Here is a 14131-nt window from a genome sequence, read left to right as displayed (position 1 = left end):
AGCGCGGCTCCCGAATTCCACGGTCGAGTGTGACTCCGGGCTTCGTATGTTCGTACGGAATCGGCGGGCGCCCTGTTCACCGAAGGGGCCGAAACCGTAGGGACCGCAGGCACCGCAGGGGCGGCTGCCGCGCGGCTACTGCTCTGCGAGTGCTCGCAGCCTGCTCAGCGCCCGGTGCTGGGCCACGCGGACCGCGCCGGGTGACATTCCCAACATCTGGCCGGTCTCCTCTGCCGTGAGCCCCACGGCGATGCGCAGCAGGAGCAGCTCCCGCTGGTTGTCGGGCAGGTTGGCCAGCAGTTTCTTCGCCCATTCGGCGTCGCTGCTGAGCAGGGCGCGCTCCTCGGGGCCGAGGGAGTCGTCGGGCCGCTCGGGCATCTCGTCCGACGGGACCGCCGTGGAGCCCGGGTGGCGCATGGCGGCGCGCTGGAGGTCGGCGACCTTGTGGGCGGCGATGGCGAAGACGAAGGCCTCGAAGGGCCTGCCCGTGTCGCGGTAGCGGGGCAGGGCGAGGAGGACCGCGACGCAGACCTCCTGGGCGAGGTCCTCCACGAAGTGGCGCGCGTCGCCGGGCAGCCGGGACAGCCGGGTGCGGCAGTAGCGCAGCGCCAGGGGGTGGACGTGGGCGAGCAGGTCGTGGGTGGCCTGTTCGTCGCCGTCTACGGCGCGATGGACGAGTGCCCCGATCGTCCCCACGGCAGTGACCGCCTCGTCATCGCGCATCGGTCCATGGTGCCCTGCGGCCGGAGGGGCCGCGGCACCGTGCCCGTCGTTGTGCACCGAAGCGTTATGAGCAGGTGCGCCGGAACTCATCCCCTGCGCCCTCCCCTCCCGCTCGACCGACTCGTCCCCGAGGAACTCCACACCTCAAGGATGCGGCATCCGCGGCGAAACGAGCAGCGGGCGCTCGACGAGGCCCTGTGCCACCCCCGTCCACCGTGCGGCGGGCGGGGTTCTCCGCGGGGCTCTCCACCCCGTCTGAGCAGGAAGGTTCGCTCATGCCCCGGCTCCCCTCCGCTGGATGAAAGGCGACTCCGAACACGGCTCGCGACCCGGCTCGTATACGCCGGACGGCCCAAGATCGTCCCGTGAAGGCGTCCTCGACCCCGTCCCCCGGCCCACGTTCCCGGACCGGTCCGGGAACGTGGGCCGGGGGACGCGGAGACGGGCCCGCAGGACCTCTCCGGCGGGTCCTGCCGGAGAGGCGGGAGGGACGGGCGCCGGACAGGCAGGCCGTGCCGGGCGGACGTGCCGGGCGGGCAGGACGGCCGGACCAGCGGGACGTGCCGGGCAGGTCCTAGCGGACCAGCCCCCACCGGAAGCCGAGCGCCACGGCGTGTGCGCGGTCCGATGCGCCGAGCTTCTTGAAGAGCCGTCGGGCGTGCGTCTTGACGGTGTCCTCGGAGAGGAACAGCTCACGGCCGATCTCCGCGTTGGAGCGGCCGTGGCTCATGCCTTCGAGGACCTGGATCTCACGCGCGGTGAGCGTGGGCGCGGCGCCCATCTCGGCCGAGCGCAGCCGACGGGGGGCCAGTCGCCAGGTGGGGTCGGCGAGCGCCTGGGTGACGGTCGCGCGCAGTTCGGCGCGCGAGGCGTCCTTGTGCAGATAGCCGCGGGCGCCGGCGGCCACCGCGAGGGCGACGCCGTCCAGGTCCTCGGCGACGGTGAGCATGATGATGCGCGCACCGGGGTCGGCGGACAGCAGCCGCCGAACCGTCTCGACGCCGCCCAGTCCGGGCATGCGTACGTCCATCAGAATCAGGTCCGAGCGGTCGGCGCCCCAGCGGCGGAGAACTTCCTCGCCGTTGGCCGCCGTCGTCACGCGCTCGACGCCGGGCACGGTCGCGACCGCGCGGCGGAGCGCCTCTCGGGCAAGCGGGGAGTCGTCGCAGACGAGGACGGATGTCATGGCCGCCCTCCGCAGCTGATGCGCGTCACCTTGTGCCTCCAGGCTGGTACGAAATCGTCACCTGTGCGGTCGACCGTCTCGGACGCCTGTCCGAGCGTTTGTGTTTTCAACCGCCTCCGCACTCTCAACGACGGTCACTCGAAAGAGTTACGGGGCTGCGTGCATTCTTCGGCACTCTACGTGAGGGGGCGGACACGGTGGAGACAGCCGCGCGGACCCTCAAGCTTTCATCACAACCCATGCCCCATTCGGCCCTATTTCTTCCCTTTTACTGGTGTCTGAGGCTAGATTCGCAATGAGTCATATTTTCATCTCCTTAGATCGTAGTTGTACGGTCGTGGGCACCGTATCCGCTCAGAACGGCTACAAGGGGTCACGCAATGGCAGATTTCTCCCGCCTTCCCGGACCGAACGCTGACCTGTGGGACTGGCAGCTCCTGGCTGCCTGCCGCGGGGTGGACAGTTCGCTCTTCTTCCATCCGGAGGGTGAGCGCGGGGCGGCTCGGAGCGCTCGAGAGAACTCGGCCAAGGAGGTCTGCATGAGGTGTCCGGTCCGCGCGCAGTGCGCGGCGCACGCACTGGCCGTACGTGAGCCGTACGGCGTGTGGGGCGGATTGACCGAGGACGAGCGCGAGGAGCTCATGGGACGGGCGCGCAACCGCCTGGTGACGGCGTCGACCGGCGTGAGGGACACCGCTTCGAACACGTGAAGGAACGTTTCTGCAACCAAGCGGCGGGCACGCGTAGGTGCTCGCCGTTCTCTCTGCCGTCACGACTTCGACGAGGTCAGGGGCGCGCCGCGGCCCGCTCCAGCTGCTCCAGCGTCGCCGCCACCGCCGGCACCTGGGCCAGATCCGGCAGGGTGAGCGCCACGATCTCCCGCCGCACCGCCGGCTCCAGCGTCACCGCGCGCGCCCCTCGGGGCCGTACGGACTCGGTCGCGAGCTGGGGCAGGACGGCGACGCCCAGGCCCGCGCCCACCAGGCCGACCACCGCCGGGTAGTCGTCGGTCGCGAAGTCGATGCGGGGCGTGAAGCCCGCGCTCTCGCACACCTCCACCAGCTGGCCTCGGCAGCGCGGACAGCCCGCGATCCAGGGCTCCCGGGCCAGTTCGCCGATGGCGAGGGACTGCGCACGCGCGAGGCGGTGGCGTTCGGGCACGAGCGCGACCAGGCGGTCCGTCAGCAGCGGCCGTACGACCAGGTCGTCCCACTCCTCGCCGCCCGCGCCGCCCGCCGCGCGCTCGTAGCGGAAGGCGAGGGCGATGTCGCAGTCGCCGGCGCGCAGCAGCTCCACGGAGTTCGGCGGCTCGGCCTCCTCCAGGGAGACGCGGGTGCCGGGGTGGGCGGCGCGCAGGGCGGCGAGGGCGGTGGGGACGAGGGTCGAGCTGCCGCTGGGGAAGGAGACCAGGCGGACCCGGCCGGCGCGCAGGCCGGCGATGGCGGCGACCTCCTCCTCGGCGGCGGTGAGTCCGGAGAGGATGCCGACCGCATGCCGTACGAGGGCCTCGCCCGCCTGGGTCAGGCGCATCTCGCGGCCGCTGCGGATCAGCAGGGGCGTGCCGACGGACGCCTCCAGGGCCTTCATCTGCTGGCTGACGGCAGGCTGGGTGCAGCCCAGCTCACGCCCCGCCGCCGAGAAGGAGCCGGTGGCGGCCACGGCGCGCAGGACACGGAGATGACGGGCCTCGATCACTTCCTGAGCATAAGTGATCCTTGGATGCGTCGGCGAATAATGCGTCGACACTTTGACCTTCGGTGGCCTACCGTTCGGACATGAGGCTTCTGTCCGTGAATCTGGGTCGTCCGAAGGCCGTGCCTTACACCGATCAGCCGCAGGGGCTGACCGGTATCGACAAGCGGCCCGTCGAGGGGTCCGTGCGAATCTCGGCGCCCGGACCGAAGGGGGTCGGGGCGAGCGGGCTCGCCGGGGACGCGGTGTGCGACCTGCGCCATCACGGCGGCGCCGACCAGGCGGTGTACGCCGTGGCGCGCGAGGACCTCGACGACTGGGAGCGCGAACTGGGACGCCCGCTGGCCAACGGCGCGTTCGGCGAGAACCTCACCACCGCCGGACTGGACGTGTCCGGGGCGCGGATCGGCGAGCGCTGGCGGATCGGCGCGGAGGTGATCCTGGAGGTGACGGGCGGACGGATACCCTGCCTCACCTTCCAGGGCCATATGGGTGAGCAGCGGTGGGTCAAGCGGTTCACGCAGAAGGCCGCGACGGGCGCGTATCTGCGAGTGATCGCGCCGGGCGAGGTCCGCGCGGGGGATCCGGTCGAGATCGTCCACGTGCCGGAGCACGAGGTGACGGCGCGGATGGGGTTCCAGGCCACCACCACACACCGTGAGCTGCTGCCCCGACTGCTCGCGGCGGGCGAGGCACTGCATCCGGAGGCGCTGGCGGCGGCCCGGGAGTACGTCGAGAAGTACGGCGCGAAGCAGGGCGGGGCGTACGGCGGCTGAAGCGCCGTCACGGGTGGGTGTCCACGGGGTCTTCACCTTCGGGAGGGCGCGTGCAGAGAACGGACGTCCGCACTCCGGGTCACTAACCTTCTGCCATGACAACGGCTCTCATCACGGGTTCGACCGCGGGCATCGGCGCCGCGTTCGCGCGGCGGCTGGCGGCGGACGGGCATGATCTCGTCCTCGTGGCACGCGACACCAAGCGGCTGCGCGAGCAGGCGACCGAACTGCACGACCGGCACGGCATCGAGGCGGAGGTGCGCGCCGCCGACCTCGCCACGGACGAGGGCATCGAGGCGGTGGCCGCCCGGCTCGGCGACCGCAAGAACCCCGTCGACCTGCTGATCAACAACGCCGGCTTCGGCAACAAGGGCCGCTATCTCGACGTATCGATGGCCGATGAGCTGAAGATGCTCAAGGTGCACTGCGAGGCGGTGCTGCGGCTGACGTCGGCGGCGAGCGCGGCGATGCGGGAGCGCGGGCGCGGGGGTGTGGTGAACGTGGCGTCCGTGGCGGCCTTCGTGCCGCGGGGGACGTACGGGGCGTCGAAGGCGTGGGTCGTGCAGTTCACGCAGGGAGCGGCGCGCGATCTGGCGGGCAGCGGGGTGCGGCTGATGGCGCTGTGCCCGGGCTTCGTGCGGACCGAGTTCCATGAGCGGGCCGGAATGGGGACGGACAACATCCCGGGCTGGATGTGGCTGGACGCGGACAAGCTGGTCGCGGCGGCGCTGCAGGATCTGGCGCGCGGAAAGTCGCTGTCGATCCCGGATCCGCGGTACAAGGCGCTGATGGGGCTGGTGAAGGTGACGCCCCGGTCGCTGCTGGGCGGGATCAGCTCGAAGACGGGACGGAAGTACGGCCCTCAGTAACAGCCTCGGCGGTAATCGGGTGGCGTCGGCGCTCCGGTGGGAAGATGGACGTGACGGAAGCCGGACCCAGGGGGGCCGGAGGCTGCGCCATGACGTTCGTACAGCTCATCGACTGCAGGACCAGCCGGTTCGACGAGATGGACCGATTGATGGACACCTGGGTCGAACAGACCCGGGGGAAGCGGACCGCGACGCACGCGGTGGTCGGCAAGGACCGCTCCGACGCATCGCACTTCATCGAGATCGTGGAGTTCCCGTCGTACCAGGAGGCGATGCGGAACTCGAACCTTCCGGAGACCGACAAGATCTTCCGGGAGCTGGTGGCCCTGTGCGACGAGATGCCGACGTTCACGGATCTGGACGTGGTGCGCGACGAGCAGCTGTACGCGGTGGCCGCGCGGCGGTTCTTCGAGACGATCGCACTCCACGGGGAGCTGCCGGCGCTCGACGGCCTCATCGCCGAGGACTATCACGACCATGATCCCGCCAACGAGCAGGACACCATGGGGATGGACGCGATGCGGCGGGAGGTCGGGATGTGGCGGCGCGGCTTCGACTTCATGTTCGTCGTCGACGACCAGATCGCCCAGGACGACCGGGTGTGCAACCGATGGACCTGGCGCGGCACCCACAAGGGCGACTTCATGGGGCTCGCCGCCACCGGGAAGCAGGTCTCCATGACCGGGTCGACGATCTTCCGGTTCGGCGAGGACGGCAAGATCGCCGAGGCGTGGTGGCAGTACGACCGGCTCGGGCTGATGGGGCAGCTGGGGGCGCTGGATGCGCTGGAGACCTGAAAACCTTCAGACCTGAAAGCCTGGAGACCTGAAAGCCTGCAGACCTGGAGACCTGAAAGCAGGGTCGCAGAGACCGCCCGCGAGGGGAGAAGCCCCCGTTCCTGATCGGAACGGGGGCTTCTTCTGGTGCTGCTCGGGGTGGTGCGTGCCTCAGTGGGAGTGGCCGTGGCTGTGGCCGCCGGCGGCCGGCTCTTCCTCTTCCTTCTTCTCGACGACCAGGGTCTCGGTCGTCAGGAGGAGGGAGGCGATGGAGGCGGCGTTCTCCAGGGCGGAGCGGGTGACCTTGACCGGGTCGATGACGCCGGCCTTGACCAGGTCGCCGTACTCGCCGGTGGCGGCGTTGAAGCCCTGGCCCTTGTCGAGCTCGGCGACCTTGGAGGTGATGACGTAGCCCTCCAGGCCGGCGTTCTCGGCGATCCAGCGCAGCGGCTCGACGACGGCGCGGCGCACGACCGCGACACCGGTGGCCTCGTCGCCGGTCTTGCCCAGGCCGCCCTCCAGCACCTTGGCGGCGTGGACGAGCGCGGAGCCACCGCCGGAGACGATGCCCTCCTCGACCGCGGCGCGGGTCGCGGAGATGGCGTCCTCGAGGCGGTGCTTCTTCTCCTTCAGCTCCACCTCGGTGGCGGCGCCGACCTTGATCACGCACACGCCGCCGGCCAGCTTCGCGAGGCGCTCCTGGAGCTTCTCGCGGTCCCAGTCGGAGTCCGTGTTCTCGATCTCGGCCTTGATCTGGTTGACGCGGCCGACGACGTCCTCGTGGTTGCCGGCGCCGTCGACGACCGTGGTGTCGTCCTTGGTGACGGTGACGCGGCGGGCGGAGCCGAGCACGTCGACGCCGACCTGGTCGAGCTTGAGGCCGACCTCTTCGGAGATGACGGTGGCGCCGGTGAGGACGGCCAGGTCCTGCAGCATCGCCTTGCGACGGTCACCGAAGCCCGGGGCCTTGACGGCGACCGCGTTGAAGGTGCCGCGGATCTTGTTGACGACGAGGGTGGAGAGCGCCTCGCCCTCCAGGTCCTCGGCGATGATCAGCAGCGGGCGGGAGGAGTTGGTCTGGATGACCTTCTCCAGCAGCGGCAGCAGGTCGGAGATCGAGGAGATCTTGCCCTGGTTGATGAGGATGTAGGGGTCCTCGAGGACGGCCTCCATGCGCTCCTGGTCCGTCACGAAGTACGGCGACAGGTAGCCCTTGTCGAAGGCCATGCCCTCGGTGAAGTCCAGCTCCAGGCCGAAGGTGTTGGACTCCTCGACGGTGATGACACCGTCCTTGCCGACCTTGTCCATCGCCTCGGCGATGAGCTCGCCGACCTGCGTGTCCTGCGCGGAGAGCGCGGCGACGGCGGCGATGTCGGCCTTGTCCTCGATCGGACGGGCGGTGGCGAGGAGCTCCTCCGACACGGCCTTGACGGCGGCGTCGATGCCCTTCTTCAGGGCGGCCGGGGAGGCGCCGGCGGCGACGTTCTTCAGACCCTCGCGGACCAGGGCCTGGGCGAGCACGGTGGCGGTGGTGGTGCCGTCGCCCGCGATGTCGTTGGTCTTGGTCGCCACCTCCTTCACGAGCTGCGCGCCGAGGTTCTCGTACGGGTCGTCGAGCTCGACCTCGCGGGCGATGGTGACACCGTCGTTGGTGATGGTGGGGGCACCGAACTTCTTGTCGATGACGACGTTGCGGCCCTTGGGGCCGATCGTCACCTTGACCGTGTCGGCAAGCTTGTTGACGCCGCGCTCGAGGGCGCGACGGGCGTCCTCGTCGAACTTCAGGATCTTCGCCATGGGAGCGGTTCAGCCCTCTCGGAAAACGTGGGTGAAACGAACCGCGCCCCTGGCACCCGGCTTCATAAGGTCGCGGGGGCCAGGGGCGCAGCTCACTGCAGAGGGGGGTGCTGGATGTTCGGGGGCGAACCCTGGACCCAGCTCCCCTTTACTTCTCGGTTCTTACTTCTCGATGATCGCGAGCACGTCGCGAGCCGAGAGGACGAGGTACTCCTCGCCGTTGTACTTGACCTCGGTGCCGCCGTACTTGCTGTACAGGACGACGTCGCCGACCTTGACGTCGAGCGGCAGGCGCTCGCCGTTCTCGAAGCGGCCCGGGCCCACGGCGAGGACGGCGCCCTCCTGGGGCTTCTCCTTCGCGGTGTCCGGGATGACCAGGCCAGAGGCCGTGGTCTGCTCGGCGTCGAGCGGCTGGACCACGATGCGGTCCTCGAGCGGCTTGATGGCAACCTTGGAGCTGGTGGTCGTCACGATCCGACCTCCCCCTTCGGAGATCTCACGGGGTTAACTGTCTGAGGTGGCGACCAGGTGGATCCGTCGTCGCGGGTGCCGGACCTGCCCGTCGCGTTGTTGGCACTCTCCAGTGGGGAGTGCCAGAGCTGAGACTATGACCGGGGTTAGCACTCGGTCAAGCGGAGTGCCAATGACGGCGGCGCGCGGCGGGGATTTCAGTGACGGTTCGTGTCCTTGGTCGCCGCTCGTTCGGGCCGGCCTCGCCCCCCGGGAGCTGCCGAACACGCCGGTCCGCAGAGAGCCCTCCGCTACAGGTAGTCCTCCAGGCGCCCCACCGTCAGTCCCTGTTCCTGCACCCTCCGCAGGAGTCGTGTCGTGCGTTCCCGCAGCGTCGGGCCCGTGGCCTCGTCGGGGTCTACGGCGATGATGTCGCCGGCGTGGAGGCGGTGGGAGCCGTGGGCGTAGACGAGGTCGGCGGGGCCCATGGAGGTACGCCACAGGACGATCGCCGTGATGCCGCAGTCGGCGGCGGCTCGCAGCGTGGTCGGGTCGTAGGCGCCGTAGGGCGGGCGGAAGAAGCGGGGGCGCAGACCGAAGCGGGACCTGAGTTTCTCCTGCTGGCCGCAGATCTCGGCGCGCTGGCCTGCGTAGGGCAGGCCGCGCAGGGCCGCGTGGTCGAGGGTGTGGTTCTGGAGGTTCGCGCCGACCGACCGGAGGCGGGCGAAGTGCGCGTAGCCGGGGCCGACCACGCTGTCCGTGAGGAACATGCTGACCGGGAGACGCAGTTCACGGACCATGTCGACGAAGCGGGGGTCGCGTTCTGCGCCGTCGTCGTAGGTGAGGAAGACGACCTTGTCGCGGGTCGGGACATGGTCGACGACGGGCGGGAGGGCCGTCCGGGCGGGGCTGCCGGAGAGGGGCTGGGAGGGGTGGTGCGGGGCGGGGGCCAGGGGGGCCGCCAGGCCCCAGCGGCGGTAGGCCTGCCCCGCCGCTGGGGCGGGCGGGCGTACGCGCTCCGCGGCCTTCTTGCCCAACCGTTCGATGGGGTCGACGGACTGGGCACAGCCGGTCAGCGTCCCCATCAGGGCGAGGGTGAGAGCCAGAGTCAGGGTGAGGGCCTTCGTCAGGGGCCGGGCCTTCGTCAGGGGCAAGGACCGGGGCAGGAGCAGGAGCAGGAGCAGGGGCCGGGGCAGGGGCGGCAGTACGGCCGCCGTCGGACCCCGCCGGCCCCGCCGGCCCCGCAGGCCCCGCCGACTCCACTCATCACCCCGCCGACTCCATCCGTCCCGCCTGCCCTCCCCGCCCTTCCTGTCCTCCCCGTCCCTCCCGTCGCTTCCCGTCCTCACAGGTAGTCCTCCAGGCGGGCCACCGCGTAGCCCTTCTTCGTGACCTTGTCGAGGAATCTGCGGACCATGTCGGGCATGGTGCCCTTCCAGTCGTCGCGGCCGCGGAAATGGCTCAGGACGATGTCTCCGGGGTGCAGGTCACGGTCCCACTCGCGGTACTCCCAGTGGTCGACGAAGACCTCCTCGTCCCAGAGCGGCGCGTAACGCACACCGCAGGACTTCGCGGCGCGCAGGGTGTCCTGGTCGTAGTTGCCGTAGGGCGGCCGGAAGAGGGCGGGGCGTTTGCCGTAGTGCTTGCGGATGACGCTCTGCATGCCGCAGATCTCGCGCTTCTGGCGGCTGTAGGAGAGGGCGGGCAGGTAGGGGTGGTGGAGGGTGTGGTTGTTGAGGGTCACGCCCGAGTCCTGAATCTTCTTGAAGTAGGCGTAGTCGTCCTTGATCAGGTAGTCGCTGAGAAAGGCCGTGTAGGGGATGTGCAGGTCGCTCATCATCCGCAGGAACGCGGGGTCCTTCTCGGCACCGTCGTCGATGGTGAGGAAGACGACCTTGTCCTCGGTGGGGATCGTGGTGAAGACCGGGGGGAGGCCGAGTTCCTCGTGGTCGTCGACCTCGAAGCCGTCGCGGGTGGGGATCTCCGGCTTCTCCGCGGGCGGCACCGGGGGCGTCAGCGGGGCCTTCTTCAGGCCCCAGCGCTTCGCGGCGGCGATCCGGGCCTGCTGGACGGCGCGGAGCCTGGAGGCGTACGCGTGCAGGGCGCCGGCCCCGGCCCGGGGAGCCGCCTGCTCGGGCCGGCCGGGGGCCGGGCGGGCCGCGCCCGTGCCCGAGCCGCCCTGGGCGCAGCCCGACGCGATGGCGGCGAGGGCCAGCATCGCGATCGCGCCGCGGATTCCCGTACGCCGGTGCTCTACGGCACCGCGGAGGGCGGCGCGTCGGCGTTCCGCCCGGGAAGCACCCCTCTTGGCATCCCTCTTGGCATCTTTCTTGTCATTTTGTACGACAGATCCCATGGCGCCGGATCCTCGCAGCCACCCCCACCGAACCCGGCCCGACACCGCGACCGGAGGCGCACCATCCACCGACTGGCCCACACCGGCCGCCGCTGGCGGACAATGGGCCGGTGAACGACCTCGCCCCCCTCCTCACCCCCGAGGGCCGTGCCCTCCTCGACGCCGTGCGCGGCACCGCCCCCGCCGACGAGCTCGCCGTCGCCACCCGGCTGCGCCGCGAGCATCCCGCCGAGCTGGTGTCCGCGGCCCTGGGCCAGGCCCGGCTGCGGCAGCGGGCGGGGGCGAAGTTCGGGGTCCACGACGCCGAGCGGATGTTCTTCACGCCCAACGGGGTGGAGCAGTCGACGCGGGCGAGCGTGGCCGCCTACCGGGCCGAGCGGATGAAGGGCCTGGGCGTGACGTCCGTCGCCGACCTGTGCTGCGGGATCGGCGGCGACGCGATCGCGCTGGCCCGCGCCGGGATCCGGGTCCTCGCCGTCGACCGCGACCCGCTGACGGCGGCCGCGGCCCGGGCGAACGCCCGGGCGCTGGGGCTGGACGAGCTCATCGACGTGCGGGAGGCGGACGTCGCCGAGGTGGACACCGGCGGCTACGACGCCGTGTTCGTCGACCCTGCACGGCGCGGCGGACGAGGCCGGATCTTCGACCCCGAGGCGTACTCGCCGCCCCTGTCCTGGGCGATCGGGGCCGCGCTCGCCGCCCCGATCGCCGCGCTGAAGATCGCGCCCGGCGTGCCGCACGAGGCGATCCCGGCCGAGGCCGAAGCCGAGTGGATCTCGGACGGCGGGGACGTGAAGGAGGCGGTGCTGTGGTTCGGCGCCAAGCCGGGCGCATTCGAACCGGGCGCGGTCGAGCCGGGAGCCGTGCGGGCGACGCTGTTGCCGGGGCCGCGGACCCTGGTCGGAAGCGGGCTGCCCGACCCCGACGTCCGGCCCGTCGGCCGTTACCTCTACGAGCCCGACGGCGCCGTCATCCGGGCCCATCTGGTCGCCGACGTGGCCCGGGACCTGGACGGCGGACTGATCGACGAGACCATCGCGTACATCACCGCCGACGCACTGCGGCCGACGCCGTACGCGTCGGCGTACGAGATCACCGACGAACTCCCCTTCAACGTCAAGAAGTTGAAGGCGCTGTTGCGGGAGCGGGAGGTCGGGATCCTGACCGTGAAGAAGCGGGGGTCGGCCGTGGAGCCGGAGGAGCTGCGCAGGAAGGCCCTGCCCAAGTCGCAGGGGTCGAACTCGGCGACCGTGTTCCTCACGCGGGTGGCGGGGGCGCCGACGATGCTCATCGGGGCCCCCGCCACACCTGCCACCTCAAGTGCCATGTAGGTACTACATGAGTACTACTGGTGCTGGAGCGTCTTGAGCGCGTCCAGGTGCGGGTCCGCGCCGACCGGGGCCGACCGCTGCACCGTGGCGGCCTGGCCGTCGTTGGTGCGCAGCGCGTAGGTCGACGCCTGTGCGGTCGCGGGGATGACGCCGTTGTAGTACGGGCGGTAGTCGAAGTAGCTGCTGCCCGCGCTGATCGAGGCGCCCACCGTGTTCAGCGCCTGGGCGGTGACCGCGCCGGTGTTGCCGAAGGCGGCCGTGAAGTTGGTGCTAGCGGACTCGCGCAGCAGGTAGCTCTTGACCTCGCTCGACAGGGCGGGGCGGGTGGTCCACAGCACGGGCCCGAAGACGTTCATCGCGGCGGCCGCGGACACCCCGTCACGCCACTGGCCGGTGAAGGCGAGAGCGGTCTGGCTCGGCGCGGTCCACCAGAACTTGGCGATGGCCACCGAGATCGCCGCGTCCGTGCCGCCCGATCCCGCGATCGGGTAGTACGAGTACGTCGACGGCCACCGGGAGTAACTCGTGTGGGTGAGCGCGTACTTGGCCGCCGAACCGACCGTAATGATCATGGTCTTGTTCGGGTTCAGGCTGTTGAGGTACGCCTTCACCGACGCGGTCAGCTTCTTGCCGTTGGTGAGCACGACGCTGCCCGTGCTGGCGCTGCCGTCGGCGCCGGCCGCGGCGGCCGCCGAGAGGGCCGCACGGTACTCGGAGCCGCCGGCCAGGAACACGTACGTCGGGGTGGCGGCGACGGACTTGGCCACCGCGACCGAGGTCGCGTAACGGTCCGCGCCGGACAGCCGCTTGGGGACGTAGCCGAGGGTCTTGAGCTGGCTGGCGACCGAGCCGCTGAGGATGGACGTGCCGCCGACGAGGTACACGCTCGCCCCCGGCTTCACCGCCCGCTTCAGCTCCTTCTTCACCGCCGACGACAGCCCCGTCTTCGGGGTCATCAGCACCGGCCCCTGCTTCTTGCCGGCCAGGGCGGGCGCGGTGACGGAGTACGCCGGGTCGTCCCGGTTGACCAGCACCGCGGACTTGGCGTTCATCAGGCCCGGCACGCTCTGGCCGACCGTGTTCCAGGTCCAGCGGGAGGAGGCGATGTTGGTGGCGTAGGCGTCGGCGCCCCAGACCCGGCCGGCGCCGTTCTGGCGCAGGGGCTGCCAGCTGGGGTTGACGCCGAAGTTGGCCCCTTGGGTGTCCGCGACCTTGGTGAGCTGGCCGGTGGCCAGGTCGACGTACTCGTTGGTGTGCACGTCGTCGCTGTTGGGCGAGGTGTGCGCGTCGAAGACGATCCGGGTGCCGGTGGGCGACCAGGACGGGTTGGCGTACGACCGGGGGCCGGTGGTGATCTGCTTGACGTCGGCGCCGTCGGCCTTCGCGGTGAAGATCTGCGCCAGACCGTCGACATGACGCACGAAGGCCAGCTTCGTGCCGTCCGGCGAGTAGGCGGGCTGCTCGGCGTCGGTCAGGACGCGCTTGACCTTCTTGGCGACGGAGTCGTAGACGTAGACGCCGGCGTTGTCGTAGCAGCCGTAGTTGACGCGGCGCTCGAACGCGACCAGGCCCGTGGGGCTCACCGTCGGGTCGTTGTCGCAGACGGTGTCCGGCTCCAGGGAGGCGGACATCAGCGGGCGGGGCGCCCAGGAGCCGTCGGAGGGGCCGTAGGCGAGCTGGCCGCCGGTGGAGAAGACGACGAAGCGGCCGCCCCACCAGAAGGTCAGGTCCTCGTAGGAGGCGCTGGAGCGCACGTCCTGCGCCCACGGCAGGGTGATCTTCCCGGTGCCGTTGGGGCGGACGCTGGAGATCTGGCTCGCGGCGCTGATCAGCCGGCTGCCGTCCGGCGCCCAGGTGGCGTAGCTCGCCACGTTGGGGATCTGGGTGACCTGGCCGGTGGCCGGGTCGGTGAGCAGGCCGCCGTCGGTGAGGACGCGGCCCTCGACGCCCGGCCAGGGGCCCGCGTCGTCGGCGGCGGCGCCCGGCGCGGTGGCCAGGGCGCCCACGGCGGTGAGGACGGCCGTGGTGGCGAGCGCCGCGGCACGGCGGCGCGTGAACAGTCTCAAGTTGTCGACCCCCGGGGATCACATGACGTCAGAAGCGCGACGCCGGAAGCATGCAGATGTGCCGCGGGTGGGCCGGGTCGACGTCTTTCCCCTCCCGTCGACCGCACAG

13 protein-coding genes are annotated in these 14131 nt (G+C 70.9%); 5 read left to right on the top strand and 8 right to left on the bottom strand.

Annotated elements, in window-relative coordinates:
• Positions 1 to 135: 135 nt before the first annotated feature.
• Both OG562_RS26350 and OG562_RS26345 read right to left on the bottom strand, forming a co-directional pair.
• Entirely contained in the window at positions 136 to 723 is a 588-nt protein-coding gene (locus OG562_RS26350; RefSeq protein ID WP_266401916.1) for a sigma-70 family RNA polymerase sigma factor, read from the bottom strand.
• Between the two features lie 574 nt (positions 724 to 1297).
• The gene (locus OG562_RS26345) at positions 1298 to 1909 is read right to left on the bottom strand and encodes a response regulator transcription factor (RefSeq protein ID WP_003948568.1); all 612 of its coding nucleotides are present in this window, start codon (positions 1907 to 1909) and stop codon (positions 1298 to 1300) included.
• A 380-nt stretch (positions 1910 to 2289) separates the two neighbouring features.
• On the opposite strand from OG562_RS26345, the gene OG562_RS26340 reads away from it, so the two are divergent.
• The gene (locus tag OG562_RS26340; RefSeq protein ID WP_266401913.1) at positions 2290 to 2619 is read left to right on the top strand and encodes a WhiB family transcriptional regulator; all 330 of its coding nucleotides are present in this window, start codon (positions 2290 to 2292) and stop codon (positions 2617 to 2619) included.
• A 76-nt stretch (positions 2620 to 2695) separates the two neighbouring features.
• Here OG562_RS26340 and OG562_RS26335 read toward each other — a convergent pair whose 3' ends face one another.
• The gene (locus OG562_RS26335) at positions 2696 to 3604 is read right to left on the bottom strand and encodes a LysR family transcriptional regulator (protein ID WP_266401911.1); all 909 of its coding nucleotides are present in this window, start codon (positions 3602 to 3604) and stop codon (positions 2696 to 2698) included.
• A gap of 80 nt (positions 3605 to 3684) precedes the next feature.
• On the opposite strand from OG562_RS26335, the gene OG562_RS26330 reads away from it, so the two are divergent.
• The 3 genes from OG562_RS26330 to OG562_RS26320 all read left to right on the top strand — a co-directional run bounded on the left by OG562_RS26330 (position 3685) and on the right by OG562_RS26320 (position 6043).
• Positions 3685 to 4377 (top strand): MOSC domain-containing protein, encoded by a 693-nt coding sequence (locus tag OG562_RS26330; protein WP_266401909.1) that lies wholly within the window; start codon positions 3685 to 3687, stop codon positions 4375 to 4377.
• A 95-nt stretch (positions 4378 to 4472) separates the two neighbouring features.
• Positions 4473 to 5246, top strand: coding sequence for an SDR family oxidoreductase (locus tag OG562_RS26325; RefSeq protein ID WP_266401908.1), 774 nt, complete (start codon positions 4473 to 4475; stop codon positions 5244 to 5246).
• A gap of 89 nt (positions 5247 to 5335) precedes the next feature.
• Positions 5336 to 6043, top strand: coding sequence for an ester cyclase (locus OG562_RS26320; protein WP_266401906.1), 708 nt, complete (start codon positions 5336 to 5338; stop codon positions 6041 to 6043).
• A 150-nt stretch (positions 6044 to 6193) separates the two neighbouring features.
• On the opposite strand, the gene groL is transcribed toward OG562_RS26320, so the two are convergent.
• From groL to OG562_RS26300, 4 genes are all read right to left on the bottom strand, one after another.
• Positions 6194 to 7819, bottom strand: coding sequence for a chaperonin GroEL (gene groL, locus OG562_RS26315; protein WP_266401904.1), 1626 nt, complete (start codon positions 7817 to 7819; stop codon positions 6194 to 6196).
• Between the two features lie 162 nt (positions 7820 to 7981).
• Positions 7982 to 8290 (bottom strand): co-chaperone GroES, encoded by a 309-nt coding sequence (gene groES, locus OG562_RS26310; RefSeq protein ID WP_020132158.1) that lies wholly within the window; start codon positions 8288 to 8290, stop codon positions 7982 to 7984.
• A gap of 290 nt (positions 8291 to 8580) precedes the next feature.
• A complete protein-coding gene (locus OG562_RS26305; RefSeq protein WP_266409529.1) occupies positions 8581 to 9354 on the bottom strand; it encodes a polysaccharide deacetylase family protein in 774 nt (257 codons plus the stop codon).
• A gap of 260 nt (positions 9355 to 9614) precedes the next feature.
• Positions 9615 to 10487: a polysaccharide deacetylase family protein gene (locus tag OG562_RS26300; RefSeq protein WP_266409527.1), complete on the bottom strand. Its 873-nt coding sequence runs from the start codon at positions 10485 to 10487 to the stop codon at positions 9615 to 9617.
• Between the two features lie 248 nt (positions 10488 to 10735).
• Here OG562_RS26300 and OG562_RS26295 point away from each other — a divergent pair, with 248 nt between their 5' ends.
• A complete protein-coding gene (locus tag OG562_RS26295) occupies positions 10736 to 11956 on the top strand; it encodes a methyltransferase domain-containing protein (protein ID WP_266401902.1) in 1221 nt (406 codons plus the stop codon).
• 14 nt (positions 11957 to 11970) lie between these two features.
• On the opposite strand, the gene OG562_RS26290 is transcribed toward OG562_RS26295, so the two are convergent.
• Positions 11971 to 14022 carry a cell wall-binding repeat-containing protein gene (locus OG562_RS26290; RefSeq protein WP_266401900.1) on the bottom strand — a complete coding sequence of 684 codons (2052 nt, stop codon included), beginning with the start codon at positions 14020 to 14022 and terminating at the stop codon, positions 11971 to 11973.
• Positions 14023 to 14131: the final 109 nt, after the last annotated feature.

This window comes from Streptomyces sp. NBC_01275 (genome assembly GCF_026340655.1).
Taxonomy (GTDB): Bacteria; Actinomycetota; Actinomycetes; order Streptomycetales; family Streptomycetaceae; genus Streptomyces.
The sequence above is the reverse complement of the archived record's forward strand: the minus strand, read 5'-3'. Positions and strand labels throughout refer to the sequence as shown.

Excerpts from the sequence above, each read along its gene's own strand:
- OG562_RS26305 (WP_266409529.1), bottom strand. The coding sequence starts at position 9,354 with ATGGGGACGCTGACCGGCTGTGCCCAGTCCGTCGACCCCATCGAACGG.
- groL (WP_266401904.1), bottom strand. The coding sequence starts at position 7,819 with ATGGCGAAGATCCTGAAGTTCGACGAGGACGCCCGTCGCGCCCTCGAG.
- OG562_RS26300 (WP_266409527.1), bottom strand. The coding sequence starts at position 10,487 with ATGCTGGCCCTCGCCGCCATCGCGTCGGGCTGCGCCCAGGGCGGCTCG.
- OG562_RS26330 (WP_266401909.1), top strand. The coding sequence starts at position 3,685 with ATGAGGCTTCTGTCCGTGAATCTGGGTCGTCCGAAGGCCGTGCCTTAC.
- OG562_RS26345 (WP_003948568.1), bottom strand. The coding sequence starts at position 1,909 with ATGACATCCGTCCTCGTCTGCGACGACTCCCCGCTTGCCCGAGAGGCG.
- OG562_RS26350 (WP_266401916.1), bottom strand. The coding sequence starts at position 723 with ATGCGCGATGACGAGGCGGTCACTGCCGTGGGGACGATCGGGGCACTC.
- OG562_RS26320 (WP_266401906.1), top strand. The coding sequence starts at position 5,336 with ATGACGTTCGTACAGCTCATCGACTGCAGGACCAGCCGGTTCGACGAG.
- OG562_RS26340 (WP_266401913.1), top strand. The coding sequence starts at position 2,290 with ATGGCAGATTTCTCCCGCCTTCCCGGACCGAACGCTGACCTGTGGGAC.
- OG562_RS26325 (WP_266401908.1), top strand. The coding sequence starts at position 4,473 with ATGACAACGGCTCTCATCACGGGTTCGACCGCGGGCATCGGCGCCGCG.